At 44.7% G+C, this 16002-nt stretch carries 13 protein-coding genes and 1 tRNA gene; 8 read left to right on the top strand and 6 right to left on the bottom strand.

What is annotated here, in order from left to right; translation table 11 throughout:
- Positions 1–2: 2 nt before the first annotated feature.
- On the bottom strand, positions 3–1184 hold the full coding sequence (locus OCV11_RS20005; RefSeq protein WP_261897773.1) for an isochorismate synthase: 1182 nt from the start codon (positions 1182–1184) through the stop codon (positions 3–5).
- 175 nt (positions 1185–1359) lie between these two features.
- Here OCV11_RS20005 and OCV11_RS20000 point away from each other — a divergent pair, with 175 nt between their 5' ends.
- The 5 genes from OCV11_RS20000 to OCV11_RS19980 all read left to right on the top strand — a co-directional run bounded on the left by OCV11_RS20000 (position 1360) and on the right by OCV11_RS19980 (position 5939).
- Entirely contained in the window at positions 1360–2145 is a 786-nt protein-coding gene (locus OCV11_RS20000) for a 2,3-dihydro-2,3-dihydroxybenzoate dehydrogenase (RefSeq protein WP_261897772.1), read from the top strand.
- 304 nt (positions 2146–2449) lie between these two features.
- A complete protein-coding gene (locus OCV11_RS19995) occupies positions 2450–3973 on the top strand; it encodes an alpha/beta hydrolase (protein ID WP_261897771.1) in 1524 nt (507 codons plus the stop codon).
- Positions 3974–4044: 71 nt separating this feature from the next.
- Entirely contained in the window at positions 4045–4776 is a 732-nt protein-coding gene (pnuC, locus tag OCV11_RS19990) for a nicotinamide riboside transporter PnuC (protein ID WP_261897770.1), read from the top strand.
- Positions 4773–5507, top strand: coding sequence for a nucleoside phosphorylase (locus OCV11_RS19985; protein WP_261897769.1), 735 nt, complete (start codon positions 4773–4775; stop codon positions 5505–5507). The genes pnuC and OCV11_RS19985 overlap by 4 nt, the downstream gene beginning before the upstream one ends.
- A gap of 66 nt (positions 5508–5573) precedes the next feature.
- Positions 5574–5939 (top strand): DnaJ family domain-containing protein, encoded by a 366-nt coding sequence (locus tag OCV11_RS19980; RefSeq protein ID WP_261897768.1) that lies wholly within the window; start codon positions 5574–5576, stop codon positions 5937–5939.
- 74 nt (positions 5940–6013) lie between these two features.
- Here the strand turns inward: OCV11_RS19980 and OCV11_RS19975 are convergent, their stop codons facing one another.
- The 3 genes from OCV11_RS19975 to OCV11_RS19965 form a co-directional block, all read right to left on the bottom strand.
- Positions 6014–6988 carry a LysR substrate-binding domain-containing protein gene (locus tag OCV11_RS19975; RefSeq protein ID WP_261897767.1) on the bottom strand — a complete coding sequence of 325 codons (975 nt, stop codon included), beginning with the start codon at positions 6986–6988 and terminating at the stop codon, positions 6014–6016.
- Positions 6989–7352: 364 nt separating this feature from the next.
- Positions 7353–9281, bottom strand: coding sequence for a DEAD/DEAH box helicase (locus OCV11_RS19970; RefSeq protein ID WP_261897766.1), 1929 nt, complete (start codon positions 9279–9281; stop codon positions 7353–7355).
- A 798-nt stretch (positions 9282–10079) separates the two neighbouring features.
- On the bottom strand, positions 10080–10586 hold the full coding sequence (locus OCV11_RS19965) for a phosphatase PAP2 family protein (protein ID WP_261897765.1): 507 nt from the start codon (positions 10584–10586) through the stop codon (positions 10080–10082).
- Between the two features lie 659 nt (positions 10587–11245).
- Between OCV11_RS19965 and rnb the strand changes: the two genes are divergently transcribed.
- Positions 11246–13288, top strand: a complete 2043-nt coding sequence (gene rnb / locus OCV11_RS19960) for an exoribonuclease II (protein WP_261897764.1) — start codon at positions 11246–11248, stop codon at positions 13286–13288.
- Between the two features lie 102 nt (positions 13289–13390).
- On the opposite strand, the gene OCV11_RS19955 is transcribed toward rnb, so the two are convergent.
- A complete protein-coding gene (locus OCV11_RS19955; RefSeq protein WP_261897763.1) occupies positions 13391–13744 on the bottom strand; it encodes a DUF3024 domain-containing protein in 354 nt (117 codons plus the stop codon).
- A gap of 217 nt (positions 13745–13961) precedes the next feature.
- On the opposite strand from OCV11_RS19955, the gene OCV11_RS19950 reads away from it, so the two are divergent.
- Complete coding sequence (locus OCV11_RS19950; RefSeq protein WP_261897762.1) at positions 13962–14783, top strand: phosphate ABC transporter substrate-binding protein; 822 nt, start codon at positions 13962–13964, stop codon at positions 14781–14783.
- 78 nt (positions 14784–14861) lie between these two features.
- Here OCV11_RS19950 and OCV11_RS19945 read toward each other — a convergent pair whose 3' ends face one another.
- Entirely contained in the window at positions 14862–15533 is a 672-nt protein-coding gene (locus tag OCV11_RS19945) for a MaoC family dehydratase (RefSeq protein WP_261897761.1), read from the bottom strand.
- Positions 15534–15861: 328 nt separating this feature from the next.
- Between OCV11_RS19945 and OCV11_RS19940 the strand changes: the two genes are divergently transcribed.
- Positions 15862–15952: transfer RNA gene (locus OCV11_RS19940), tRNA-Ser, on the top strand.
- Positions 15953–16002 lie beyond the last annotated feature (50 nt).

The following is a 16002-nucleotide window of genomic DNA, read 5'->3' as shown; positions in this document are numbered from 1 at the left end:
CCTTAGGCCATTAACTTGTCTTTAAGATCGATACCAGCGGCTGATAAGAAGGTACTCATCTTCGCGCCTGTTTCATCCAGTTCGCTTTCCGGCTCTGATTGATCAACAATCCCTGCCCCAGCAAACACTTTCATCGAACGTTTTTGTACTTCAGCACAACGAATGGTAATCACCCACTCACCATTACCACGCGCGTCACACCAACCGACCATGCCAGTGAAATAGCCGCGTTCAAACGATTCCAATTGACGAATCGCATCATAGGCACGCTGACGTGGATAACCACATACCGCAGGGGTTGGGTGTAAGTCAGCCGCGACTTGAAGTGCACTCACGCTGGCATCATCCACTTCCCCTTCGAGCAAGGTCGATAGGTGCAGCATGGTTTTGGTTTCAATCACTGACGGAATCATTGGCGTATATAAATTGCGGCAATACTGGCTCAATACACGTTCCACTTCTTGTACAACTAAGCTGTGCTCGTGCAGATCTTTAGCGCTGTTGAGCAGTGATAATCGGTGCTCTTGGTTAACATTGTCATCCGCACTACGAGGTCTTGAACCCGCTAGCGGATTTGATTCCAAATGAGAGCCTCGTTTACGCACCAAAAGTTCAGGGCTTGCGCCCATTAAGCGCTGGCCTTCGCTCAACTTCGCCGAGAAGGTGTAACCTTTAGGGTTACTCTTCAAAAGGTTATCAAGCAGTGCGGTATGATCGATATCTTCATCGGTTGCCACTTCAATCGCGCGAGAAAGCACGACTTTCGACAGTTCAGTGGTGGCAAACAGTTCAATGGCATCAATCACACCTTGTTTGTATTTCTCACCCGTCGGACCAGAAATCAAACGCCCCGCAGAGCTGGCTTCATGGACTTTGGTTTGACCGCGAGTGCTACTGGAAACAGAGAGCTGTTTCGGGATCATCAAGCGCGTTGGATGCTCTTCACTAAATGGGATGATGCCAAACAATATTGGGTTATCCGAGGGATGCTCTTTTGCTTCTTCAAGTAGAGCGTTGGCTTGCGCAGCAAGTTGTTTGAACGGGATAGCTTGATTGAATTCACGCTCAATCCCCTGACCGACAAAGGTACAACTTGGGGATGAGAAAAAGAAAGGCACACTATCAAGTTCTTGATTTGACGTAATATCTTGCATTTGGCTGTAGCCAATGACTTCACGCTTCATCACAGATTCCTTCTTAACTATTAACCTGTTTTGGGAGAGATGTCTCGAATGAGGAAGAGCCTAACCGAATATGAGTGCAAATGCTAACAATTATCATTAGTATTTTAGTAATCGGTGATATCCATGGACACAGATCACAAATATTTATGATTTTAACAACAACCAAGGGCACATTATGAACGCTCAACATCGCCAGAACACCGTACTGCTTACTGGCGCTTCTCGAGGAATTGGCTTTGCCACCTTAACGCGACTGCTGGAATCTGGTTATAAGGTTATTGCGACTGACTACCAGATGGATGCGCTGGAAACTCATTGCGCTCAACTAAAACAGGCTTACCCACAGCAGTTGTCGCTCAGTTGCCTTGACTTAACTGACCTCGACCAAATTCACCCAAGCATCGCTGCACTGATATCGCAATACGGCCCGATTGATCATTTGGTGAGCTGTGCTGGCATTTTGCATCTGCACCCTATTCTCACCATGCCGATGGAACAGCTCGCACACACCTTTGATGTCAATGTGTTTGGTCAGGTGGCATTAATGCAAGCGGTTGGACAAGAGATGAAACATCGCGGCACGGGCAATATGGTGATCGTCGGTTCCAATGCAGCCAATACGCCGCGTGCCAATATGGGAGCGTATGCTGCCTCTAAAGCCGCTTTACATATGATGGTGAAATGCATGGGAATGGAGCTTGCCGCCATAGGCATTCGCTGCAATATTGTCAGTCCAGGTTCCACTCGAACCGATATGCAATTGCAACTGTGGAACGAGAACTATGGCGAGCAGCAGGTGATCGCAGGTGACGCGAGCACGTTTAGATTGGGCATTCCGCTTAATAAAATTGCTGAGCCACAAGATATAGCTAACACCATCCTCTTTTTAATGTCCGATGCGGCCAACCACATCACGTTGCATGATCTAAGAGTCGATGGCGGTGCGACATTAGATAACTAATCCACTGTAACGCCAAAGGAAAAGAGGGAACTTACCTTTGGCGTTCTTTAACCTATGTTGCACTTTTCCTCTTAACCATGCCTAACGTAAAGGAGCGTAAAACCAGACTTGCGTTACGGTGTACCATTCTATAATCACACTCGCTTGTGATTACTAACTCAATTAGTGATTCATCATGCACCAAGCCCGATTATTATTCATAACCGCAATGAGTTGTCTCTCAACAGCCGTGACCTACGCTAATCCAACCTCAGCCCTTAATGCTTTTCACTCTGAAGTCATTCAAGTGGAGAAGGAGCAGCCTATGCTTAAAGCAACACGGATTCATGAGGGTAAAATGCAGCAGATCTATCACTTCGAAGGCCAAGCAGGTCATTACTACCGTGGCCAACTGCAAAGTGATGTACCGTTACAGAGTGCCAATATCAGTTTAGGTAAAGAGACGGCCAAACCTTTGCTGCAACCGGGACAAGACGCTGCGGATATCTATTGGTATCCTCAAGAAAATGGCAGCGCTAAGTTTGTGGTCACCACCATGTTGGGTCAGCCGAAAGCCAATGTCTCCATTACGCTCCAAGAGATCGCCCTTAAAGATGATCAGCGGGTTTCCCCCAAGCATGATATCCAAAGCCCAATCTTGCTCGATACCATTACTGCCATCAGCAGTGGAGATAAACAAGCCATTACACGCTTTTGGCAAACAGTCACCCAAAAGGGAACACCGCTTATTGAGCCACTAAAAGAGAATCGTTCGTTACTGACTTTCCTTTGGCGCGGAGCGGATGAAAACAATGTGGGGCTACTTGGTGCGCCTTATGAAGGTCATGCCTATCTAACGCATTTAAAAGGTACGGATATTTGGTATAAATCTTACGTGGTCAGTAATACGACTCGCCTCTCCTATCGGCTAGCCCCAAACGTACCGCAACTAAGCAGTCAACAAGGCATTGAACAGCACCGATCGATCATCGCCACAACTCAAACCGATCCGCTCAACCGCACTTCGACCTACCATGAACAAGTCGACCCATGGGGCGATGCTTCAACCGTAGTACTCAACCAAGCCGATTTGGCCGATGAGACTTTGCCGCAAACCGAGGTCAGCGTTGGTCACGTTAAACGCCACCAATTGGAGAGTCCGTCTCTGGAACAAACGCGTGTCATTGATCTTTATCATCCAGCTCAAGATGCCTCACTCAATGAGAACTCCCCTGTCCTATTTCTCTTTGATGGCTCTGATTACCAAGACAAAATTCCGGTTCCGACCATTTTGGATAACCTGATTGCGCAGGGAAAGATTCCGCCCATGCGCGCCGTATTCATTCATCACGGATCAATGAATCAACGCATGAAAGAGTTGCCACCTAACCAAGCCTTTACTCAGTTCGTCGCAAAAGAGCTAGTCCCTTGGTTGTGCGAACAGCAAATTTGCCCAGCGGCACAAGATCGCATTCTGGCTGGTTCCAGTTTTGGAGGATTAGCGGCTTTATCTATCGCTCATGATCATCCCGATCTGTTTGGTAAAGTATTGAGTCAATCAGGTTCTTTCTGGTGGGGTCCCAATCACCAGTCCCTAGATTGGTTGAGCCAAAAGATTGCCCAACAGCCCAACCCCAAGATTAAGATCTATCTTGATGCCGGTGTGTTTGAAACCAACCCGCCTCCTCGCAGCATCCTACACGCCAATCAACGGCTTTATACTTTGCTACAAGAGAAAGGTTACAACGTAGCGTTTAAAACGCTCCCTGGTGGTCACGACTTCTTCAGTTGGCGCGCCGCATTTGCTCATGGACTTACTCATTTAGTCAGTCATTCGCAATATCAATAGGTTGAAACGGTTGCGATGAATCCTTACGCGGTAGCATAATAACCGTTAACGCCACTTTGTAAGGATTCATCATGACGTTTACTGCGTTTTTCGATATTAACAATACTCTCGTCACCATACCGCTAGGTTCTGGCTATGACATGTCTTGGATTGAAGCCATTGGCACACTGTTCGGACTGCTCTGTATTTGGTATGCCAGCCAAGAAAAAACCATCAACTATCTATTTGGTTTGCTGAATGTTTCCCTCTTTGCCATTCTCTTTTATCAAATTCAGCTCTATGGACTGTTGCTATTACAAGTGTTCTTCTTTGTCGCCAACGTCTATGGCTGGTACGCATGGACCAGACCAAACGAACACGGTGAAACGCTCGAAGTTCGTTGGATGTCCCCCAAGAAACAGACCGTGACTTTAGTCATTTCGATTGTTGCCGTGGCATTGATGACGCTCTATATCGACCCTATTTTTGTCGCGCTTACCCACTTAAGCTTAGAACTCTTATCGGTCTTTGGCGTGGTGTTGCCAGCACCAGAACTTGAACCCGATTCTTATCCATTCTGGGATGCTGCCATTACCATCTTATCTATCGTCGCGCAAATTCTCATGACGAGAAAATACGTCGAGAACTGGATTTTATGGGTGGCCATTAATCTACTCAGCATTGGGGTGTACACAGCACAAGGGGTCTATGCTCTATCCGTAGAGTATCTGATTTTACTGTTTATCGCGATTCACGGAACTCGTGAATGGGTAGCCACCGCTAAACAACGTAAAGCGCCGACAGGCAAGGAGTTACATGTATGAGTATTCAACCGCATCTGACCGTAGATGAATCGCAAGTGTCAGAGCGAGTGATTGTGTGCGGCGAACCCGATCGCGTCAATCGCATTGCGTCCCTACTGCAAGAAGCTAAACCGGTGGCGGAAAACCGCGAGTTTCGGCTGTTTCAGGGCAAATATCGTGGTTACCCAATCACAGTATGCAGTACTGGAATTGGTGCCCCTTCGATGTTGATTGCGTTAGAAGAGCTCGTCCACTGTGGAGCAAAATCGATTATCCGTGTTGGCTCTGCTGGCGCCTTGCAAAAAGGGATTGGATTGGGTGAATTAATTGTCGCAGAAGGTGCTATTCGTGACGATGGCGGTTCATTATCCTATGTAGAATCAAGTTATCCCGCCTGTGCGGACTTCAGTTTGTTACGTCGTTTAGAAAACTATTTGAGCAAACAAGAGCGTGCTTATCACTTTGGTATCGTGCGCTCTCACGACAGTTTTTATCGTGATGACGAAGCGCAAATATGTCAAAAATGGAGTAAAAAAGGGGCTATCGCCTCGGATATGGAAACCTCTGCACTGCTCACCGTGGGTCGGTTGCGCGGGATAAAAGCGGCGTCAATCTTAAATAATGTCGTTTTATATCAGCAGGATGTTAAAGAAGGTATCGGTATGTATGTTGATGCTGATAAAGTGATGATGGATGGCGAGCGCATTGCTGCCAAAGCCGCTCTCGAAGCATTGACCAGCATTGATGCATGATTAGAGCTGCAGCGCTTTTACTTGATTCATCCACACGACCCCAGTTTTTAAGAGACGCGATAATTCATGACTTTTCTTATTGACCAAATCGTCGAACAACGCATTGCTAAAGCGATGGAAGAAGGCGTATTTGACGATCTTCCTAAGCAAGGAGAGCCTTTAGAGTTGGATGATGATCGTGGAGTCCCTGAACATCTACGCATGGGATATCGAATTTTGAAAAACGCGGGTTACCTACCTCCAGAGTTGGTGGCACGCAAAGAAGCTTTAGAACTGTGTGATTTGGTCGCGCAAAGCGATCCTGAATCTCAGGAGACAAAAAAGGCGTTGGCTGCTATTCGTAAGCTGGAATTAAAGATGCAAATCAAAGGCATTGATACCCGATTTCTCCATCGCTACCTTGCTCATCAACAAGAGCAAAAGTGCAAATAAAAACCCAGTATAAAAACCAAAGCATAAAAAAGCGGGCTGTTAGGCCCGCTTCATTTTTATATCGCCCTGAAGAATTAATAAACAGGCAACTGGATGTTTTTAAATAGGTTTTCAATCTTAGTCGGATTACTGTTAGCCAGTACTTCTTCCATCAGTGACTTAGTTAAGTGTGGCGCAAAAGAACCCAAGAAATCATACATATAGTTATGCAAGATAACGTCTTTACTAAAGCAGATCCACGCTTTACATGGCTCTAGTACATGGTCAAGATTGATGTATTTCATATTGGTGTTAGCGATATCGGTCGCTGCCAAATTAGACAAAATACCGACGCCAAAATTCAGGTTCACATAACGTTTAATCACGTCTGCATCCATAGCACTCATAAAGTACTTAGGTGTACAACCCACATCACGCATCGCATCATCAATACATTCACGACCCGTGGCTCCAGGTTCATAACTGAGCAAAGGATATTCAGCAATCTGATGTAAGGTCGGTTTATCGATTTTCGCTAATGGGTGATCTTTATGAACCACAGCGCCCATACGCCATAAGTACGCAGGCAATACGATCAAATCCGTATCTGGCGCTACGATTTGTGCCACGATTGAAAAATCGGTATGACCTTTACTGATACCACCGCGAGTGTCTGAAGGGACAGTTGGATATAAGTTGAAATTGACACTAGGGTAACGTTTAGTAAACGCCGCCACGCTCTTTGGTAGCAAATAACATGCAATGGTGTGCGTGGTATAAATATTGAAAGTTCCCTTCCCTGGATCCACGTACTCTGCAGCAATCGCTTTGATCTTCTCTTCCAGAAGCAGCATCTTTTCTACTTCTTCAAAAATCTTTTCGCCGATGTCGGTGATACGCTGAAGATGTTTACCATGACGTTCAAAGATACGTACGCCAAGCTCTTGTTCGAAAAGCAGAATTTGCTTACTAACGCCTGGTTGGGTGGTATACAAAGATTCAGAGGCCGAAGATATATTGAGGTTGTTATCTTTGACTGCTTTAAGATACTTTAACTGCTGTAACTTCACGTTCTACGATTCCTCTTTTATCTATCTTTCCGATGAGTATAGATTTCTATTCAGCACATGAATCCATGAGCGACTTACTCACGCAATGTCACACATAATAGAGGTTGTAGTCGCGTAAATCCATGACAGACTGAAATAAATCAAGCTGTTAGTTCATTCTATAGGCAACCGGTTGCTAAAAGAGTCAACAAGCCTAATCACTTGTCTTAAAACAGCATCGGAGCAAAAGCCTAAACAGTAAGGCTACAATTTACCCGCAAATATCCGAATAGAAAACGATTATTATCAAAAGTTATTAAATATACCCGAATTTTAGATACAAAAAGGCCCATGAAATCATGGGCCTTTTACTTTCAACTATTTATTATGCGTCTTGGGTTTGACGACGACCGTGGCCACGTTCACCGCGGAAGCTACCGCGATCATCGCCACTACGGTTACGTTCGAAACGACGTTCACCACCACGGAAGTTTCCGCGACCGTTGCTATTGCCTTCACCGTTGCCGCGGAAGTTACCTTCGCTGCTAAAACGACGACCACCTTCACGGCGACCACCATCACGTCCGCCTTCACGACGACCGCCATCACGACCACCGTCACGACGACCACGTGGTTCACGGAAATCCGTGAAATCACATACCACTGCATCTACTTCTTTCTGGCGAATACGTAGTTTGCGTAGTTTGCTAGTTACGTCGGTAGACATAGTCTTAGGCAACTGAACAAATGTATGACCTTGAGCCAGTTTGATGGCACCGATAGAACCTTTAGTTAGGCCTAATTCGTTTGCAAGTGCACCAACGATGTCTTTAACTTGTACGCCTTGTTCACGACCAACTTGTAGTTGGTAAGTTTCCCAATCTGCATTGTTCGCACCGAAATCACGACCACCTTCACGGCCGCCTTCACGACGGTCATCACGGCGTTCACGACGACGAGACTTGTCACGCTCGATTGCTTCTAACATTGGGTCTTCACCAACGTAGAACAATGGACGTTTACCCTGTTGACGTTTCAAAAGAATCGCAGCAAGAGTCGTTGCATCGATCTCTAGAGAACCTTGAATTTTCTCTACAAGTTCAGCAAATTTGTCTAATGCTTTGTGTTCTTTTTCTGCTTCCAAATCAGCAGCAAGTTGAGTCAAACGAGACTCAGCTACTTTGTCGCGGTGTGGCAACTGGATCTCTTCCATAGAAGAGTGAGTTACACGCTCGATAGTGCGTAGCATGCGGATTTGGTTAGTACGAACCAATAGGATCGCTTTACCTTTACGTCCTGCACGACCAGTACGGCCGATACGGTGGATGTAAGATTCAACGTCAAATGGGATATCGTAGTTAAATACGTGTGTAATACGTGGCACATCAAGACCACGAGCTACTACGTCAGTTGCTACTAGAATGTCGATAACACCTTGTTTGATGTGATCAACAGTACGTTCACGTAGAGACTGAGGAATATCACCGTGTAGCGCAGCAGCTTTAAAGCCACGAGCACTTAGCCAATCTGCTAGGCGTTCAGTATCTTGACGAGTACGAACGAACACGATTGACGCATCAGTTTCTTCAGTTTCTAGAAGACGAGACATTGCTTCGTCTTTTTCAACACCTTTTACTACCCAGAATTGCTGCTCAACTTTAGCAACAGTCTGGTTAGAGCCAGCAACGTCAATACGTGCAGGTTCACGAAGGAAGCGATCAACGATGTCTTTAACCATTGGAGGCATAGTTGCAGAGAACAACACGCGTTGTGCTGTTGAAGGAGCCTGCTCCATGATCCAAGTAACATCGTCAACGAAGCCCATTTTTAACATTTCGTCAGCTTCGTCCAATACGAAGGTATGACATTCGTCAAGATGGAGACGCTCACGAGTAATCAAGTCTTTTACACGACCTGGAGTACCAACAACAATGTGGGCACCGTTTTTCAGGGCGCGCATTTGATCTACGATCGATGCACCACCGTAAATTTCAAGAACTTTAAGACCAGAGATCTTTTGACCAAGGTTCTTAATCTCAGCAGCAACTTGGATCGCCAACTCACGAGTTGGAGCCATCACGATTGCTTGAGGTTTACGTTGGGCTAAATCTAACTTGTTCAGCAGTGGAAGAGAGAATGCTGCTGTTTTACCTGTACCGGTTTGCGCTTTACCAAGCGCATCACGTCCTTCTAACAGAACAGGGATTGACGCTGCTTGAATTGGTGTTGGTTGCACAAAGCCCATTTCTGTTAGGGCTGATAGAATTGCACTGTTAAGTGCTAAGTCACTAAATTGAATGACAGTATCTTGCATGGGATTCCCATAATAATAAAAAAAACCAAGGTCCCATGAGCTTTACCATTTCCAACCAATCCAAAAATTTGCTGATTCCGTTCAGATGCGGATAAGTATTAAAACGCATCAAGCCGCTTGGGACATAACTTAGGGGAGCGGATTATTCCCTAAATACATAAAAAAAGCTAGGAAAAATTGAAATTCATCACAAATTTTTCTTACGTATGATAAAACTCTGACTTAAACAAGCCCAGAGTCCTTGATTTGCTTGGCTACCGCATTACGTTTCACCAACTCAACCCGCACCCCAATTTACCCAATCTTCAAGCAGCATGAACCGCATTTTCACCTATTCGATCGCCTCGTGAGAGACCATCGCAACACATTGAACGAGCTGTTCGCACAAGAACATCAACTCAGAAAAATACCTATTAATTCAATGGATTTTACTGTTTCCCTTGCAAATAAAACCGCACGGAGCTCTGCTTTAGATTGTCAGGAGATATTGTAGCCTATTCTTTCGCAACTAGATATGGATCACTAAATTTCTTTTTGCACTTTCTTTAGCCAATCTTCTGTCTAGCCACAGGGATAAAGCATCTTTTTTAAAGACTCTATCTATTACTTATACCAAACGGTCAATTTATCGCCTTATTGTCAATATTCATTCCAATAACCAACTAAAAATAAAAGTACTTTTAAAAAATTGGAATTTCAAAAAACTATGTTTGTTTAAATTTTAACCAGCTCAGATTCATCAATCACTTAGCAAAATTTATATCCTAGTCATGGAGATACTCGATTGGCTAGCCATTCTCAGTAACGCCATGATATCGCGACACCGAGACCTTTAGACTCCCAATACGGCACAATCGCCAATTCTGTGACTGACCAGCCTTGCTCAGAGATCAAATACTGCACGCCTGTGCCTAGCGCCAAGCCTGCAAACACATCACGCCAGTGATGGCGTTCGGCATCAATGCGCGAATACCCAACCACTCCAGCTGCAATATATGCAGGAATGCCGTACTGATAACCGTAACGAAACTGCAGATAAGCTGCGCCTTGCGCAGCACTAGCCGTATGCGCGGACGGAAAGCTCTCATCCGTACCGTCTGGGCGTTTTGCATCGATGGTACTCTTGAGTAGATGGGTCGTAAGGGCCGTCCAAACAGCTCCTTCGCCAAGTTCAACTAATCCCTCACCATCGAGATGATATAAAGAGATAGCGCCAGCAACGAGAGGAATACCATATTGGCCAACATCCCCTACTTTTTCTAACTTGTCACTTTTGGCAAATACAGGAATGGAAAAAAAGGACACAAAAACTAAAGTGCTAAAACAGGATACAGAGAAATACTTCAAATTGGCTCTCACTCTTCACAATACATTACGACGTTGTATGCCCTAGCTTGAATGGGTTGAGTCATTATTCTAAGTTGCTCACTGAGCGTTTTATCTAGTGTATGTGACCTTTAGCGTATTGCATGGTGAAGGTGATTTTATGCAACAAAGCTCTATGAAAACTAGAATCGGTACACAATCGAACACCCATTTCCGTGAGCTAACACAGCGTTTTCCATCGGTAATCTCTGTTTACGTCTCTTATTTCACCAGTAAAATTCATCGAAAGAGAGGAAGACGACAATTTGCCTAGAAATTCACCTAGATTTATTGAGCCTTTAGTCGCCGACACCGACTTCGCGATATACATTAGTGCCATTACCTAGTACCATTGACGCCAGACTGAGCGTGCTTTGGTAATCGATATCATCTCTTGGTTATGGATACCAAGCGCGAATGGCATTAGTGATGTTTCTTACCCGGTTATCGTAAGAAAGTCAGGATATCTTTATGTCCGTAGCGTGATGTATGCCAAGAGTGACCACTCAGCGCTCACGAAATTGCTCATCGATAAGCAGTTCGTACTGGCGTTCATACTTCATAAAAAGGGTATAAATACCAACAATTAAGAGTAAATAATGTTTCAAGACAACCCATTACTTGCCCAGCTTAAACAGCAAATTCAGGAAAACCTGCCTAAGAAGGAAGGTTCCATCAAAGCCACGGATAAAGGTTTCGGCTTTTTAGAAGTAGACAGTAAAACGAGCTTCTTCGTCCCACCTCCGTACATGAAAAAATGCCTTCATGGCGACAAAGTCGTTGCCATCATTCGTACCGAGAACGAGCGTGAAGTTGCCGAGCCACAAGAACTGCTTGAGCCATCACTGACTCGCTTTATCGGCCGCGTAAAACTGTTCAAAGGCAAGCTAAATGTTGCTCCTGATCACCCTCAATTGAAAAAGCAGTCGCTCAAAGCTCGTACTGCTAAGGGTCTGAATCCAGAAGATTTTAAAGAGGGCGATTGGGTTGTTGCTCACTTAACTCGCCATCCACTTAAAGGCGATAACGGCTTCTTCGTTGAGATTTCAAAAAAAATCACCGATGCCGACGATAAAATCGCTCCTTGGTGGGTAACTCTAGCAGAAAACGATCTACCGAACTCTGAACCAGATGGTATCGAAAATTGGGAATTGAAAGATGACGCTGACCTTGTGCGTGAAGATCTGACTTCAGTTCCATTCGTGACTATCGATGGTGAATCCACCAAAGATATGGATGATGCACTTTACGCGAAGAAAAATGCTGACGGCAGCTTTAGCCTCACCATCGCTATTGCTGATCCAACGGCGTATATCACACCAGATGATTTTATGGATAAAGTAGCCCGTGAGCGCGGCTTTACTATTTATCTTCCTGGTCGCAACATTCCAATGCTACCTCGCGATTTGGCTGATGAGCTTTGTTCTCTAATGGAAGGTCAAGTTCGCCCTACTCTTTGCTGCAGCGTGACCGTAAGTTCTGATGGCGTGATTGGCGATGACATTCGTTTCTTCGCAGCTAACATCGAGTCTCATGGCCGTTTAGTGTATGACCATGTGTCTGATTGGCTTGAAACTGGACATAGCGACAACTGGGCACCTTCTGACGAAGTGGCGCAAGTCGTACGTGATTTGTTCGACTTCTCACGTGCTCGTGCTAATTGGCGTGAAACTAACGCAGTCGTATTCCCAGATCGTCCAGACTACCGTTTCGAACTGAGCGAAGATAACGATGTTATCGCGATTCATGCCGACATGCGCCGCACCGCAAACCGCCTTGTTGAAGAATCCATGATTACGGCCAACATCTGTGCTGGTAAGGCGCTACGTAACGCATTCCAAACAGGTGTGTTCAATACTCACGCAGGTTTCAAACCAGAGAAAATGGCTGAAGTGGTTGAATTGGTTAACCAACATGGCGCGCCAAACGCAACTGAAGAAACTCTATCAACAGTAGAAGGCTTTGCTGCACTACGTCGTTGGTTAGGTCATCAAGAGACCACTTATCTTGATAACCGTATTCGTAAATACCAAAGCTACAGTGAGATCGGTAATCAACCATTACCTCACTTTGCTATGGGCTTAGATGTGTACGCCACTTGGACATCTCCAATTCGTAAATACGGCGATATGATTAACCACCGTATGCTTAAAGCGATGATCCTTAATAAAGAACCAGTACAAACGCCTGATGAAACCGTAGGTGAAGAGCTGGCTCTACATCGTAAGCATCACAAAATCGCAGAACGTAACGTTGGCGATTGGTTGTATGCACGTACGCTTGCGGAAGAACCAGCGAAAGCTACTCGCTTTACTGGCGAGATCTTCGATATTAATCGTGCAGGTATGCGTATTCGTGTGATGGAAAATGGCGCAGCGGCGTTTATTCCAGGCGCACTGATCCTCGATAACAAAGAGCGTATCGAATGCAACGGTGATAACGGAACAATCTCAATCGACAAAGAAGTGGTTTACCAATTGGGTGACACACTTGAAATCGTATTGACTGAAGTGAACCAAGAAAACCGCAGTATTGTTGCAAAACCAACTCAAGTGTTTGCTGATGCGCCTAAAGCTGAAGTTGCACCTGAGGCAACACTAGCAGCAGCGGAAGAAAACACTCCAGAAGTGAAAGACGCGTAATCCGATTTCATTTCGCTAGAAATACAAAAGGCATTCTTCGGAATGCCTTTTTCATCTTTATTTCATTTGCTTCACGCTAATGATGAAATCAAATGACACTGGTTAGATCCAGAACATCGATTTCGGATCTTTTTCCACTTCTCGAATCAACGCCGTCAAATCAGAACTTTTCGACAAGTAAGGATAAGGCAACCAACTCACCTCTCCTTCTTGGTCTTCGGGTACGTACAATGCCCACTGGCTAATATCCTCTTCCCATACCAATTTGGCCACAGGGCTAATGTACTCACAGCGAGAAGAATCCAACTTACAATGGTGCTGCAGGAAATGAACTCCTTGCTCAACTGACTCAAAACTTGACTTACCCATGTCGACAGGCAAGTTCTGATTACGACTTTGACAAATCAGCTCCGCTCGTCTTTCAATCTGACGTTGCAACATGTTTACGACCGTCATGATGAAACCTCATATGCACTCATTAACTTAAGGGGCAGTATCGTCGGATTAGATGTGATAATCAACGACCTCTGTTGCAAATGAGTATAAACGATCCGCGCAAAAGCCACCTAATTTCACAACTATGCGACATACTGATCTATTGAGGTATTCACATTTGTGTCATTTTAACGAAATATACTGTTGACTCTTTATTAATCCCATTTTGGAGTATTTTATGTTGCGAGTGATTTTTGCTGCACTTATCTCTTGTTCCACTCTCGCATTCTCTGTGCACGCAGACGAGATCAACATTTCTGGATCAACCTCAGTCGCACGTGTGATGGATGTGCTTGCTGAGCATTATAACAATCAGCAAAAGCAAAGCTTTATCGCCGTTCACGGTACTGACTCCACCTCTGGCATCATGTTGCTTAAAAAAGGGATATCCAATATAGCGATGAGCTCGCGCTACTTAACTGAAGGGGAAAAAGACGAAGATTTGAAAATTGACGTGTTAGCCCTCGATGGATTAGCCGTAGTAGTGAATATCAATAACCCGGTAAAATCACTGACTCGTAAACAACTATTTGATATTTATAGCGGTACGCTAACAAATTGGAAAGAACTTGGCGGACAAGACAAACGCATCGCCGTTGTGACTCGTGAAGCCTCTTCTGGCACTCGTTACAGTTTCGAAACTTTGCTTGGCTTGACCAAAGTGATTAAAGACCAACTCGTTTCCACGATTTCACCCAACGCCTTAGTCGCCAACAGTAATGGTATGGTGAAAACGTTAGTCAATCACAATCCACAAGCGGTCGGTTTTATTTCCTACGGTTCGGTGGATATGTCCGTTCATTCGTTATTGATTGATGATGTGGATGGTAACGCAGAAACCATCGCTGATAGGCAATACCCTCTAACGCGACCTTTCTTAATTTTGCATTATCCAGAGAAAGATACGGCGAACGTAAAGTCATTTCTGACCTACTTGAAATCGTACGAAGCACAGAAAATCATTCAAGATTATGGCTATGTACCCATGATTCAGAAATGATCGTCAACACTAAAATCTAGAGAAAAAAATCGGAGAGCCTTAGCTCTCCGATATTGTTTAATGCTTTCGCATTCAAATTTAAAAGTGAAGCTGAATCACCGACACTACCACACAACCGGGACGTCGAACGCCTTCAATTTCTACTTTAATTTCGCGCTCAATCTCCAAACCTTTCTTAATCGGTGTCACTTTAGAGAGCGTACTCACCGCTCTCACACGACTACCTGACTTGATAGGGTATGGGAATCGCACTGAATTCAATCCAATATTCACTACCATCTTGGCGGTAGGGAATAAGGAATTATCAGGGTCAACACTATCCGTTAATTTTGGCAATAGGGCCAAAGTTAAAAAACCATGTGCAATGGTCGTTTTAAAAGGAGACTGCTCTGCTGCCTTTTCTGGATTAGTGTGGATCCACTGCATATCTTCCGTGACTTTGCCGAACTGATTGATACGTTCCTGATCAACCATCATCCAATCGCCAGTATGAATTACCTCACCAATCTTAGGCAGTAATTCATCATAAACTGCCTGAGCAGCCGGCGCTAAAACGATCGGCTCTGGTGCGGCCACTTCTTCATTCGCAGGTTGACTAAATTCTTTCATCCACGCAAATAGCTGACGATTATTGGCTTTGTTCAAGAACTCCCCCCAGTACTCACGTACTGTAGGAGACATCCATTGCTTGAATTCAGTGTGCTTCACTAGATTTTCAGCACGATGCTTCAAAAGATCCGCGACTTTCATCAAAACCTCATTCTCTACTAAGAAGAAATGCTAACACGTTAATTTTGAAGTACTTCACGCTACTACGCAAACACTTTCGGGCGTACAAGCGTATTCTGAACAGTGTTTTTATTCATGTATTCATACACTTAACAATAAAACATTATTTTATTAGGGTTTTACTATCTAGAGCAAATACACAGCTATTTTGTCTTTATATTAGCTTTTCATAAAGTTTTGGTGAGCGTTTTGTCAAAAAACACTTTGGTCACAATAGCAGCAAACGATTCAATCCCCTCAAATTTATGCTTTACAACCAGAGTGAGAGCCCCTAATATGTGCGCCACACGGAGAGATGGCTGAGTGGTTGAAAGCACCGGTCTTGAAAACCGGCATACGTTAATAGCGTATCTAGGGTTCAAATCCCTATCTCTCCGCCACATTCAAAAAGCCCGCTGAGAAATCAGCGGGCTTTTTACGTTTTTGAAAG

The organism is Vibrio porteresiae DSM 19223, assembly GCF_024347055.1.
GTDB lineage: Bacteria > Pseudomonadota > Gammaproteobacteria > Enterobacterales > Vibrionaceae > Vibrio > Vibrio porteresiae.
Note: the sequence above shows the minus strand (reverse complement) of the source record. Positions and strands in the feature narration are given on the sequence as shown.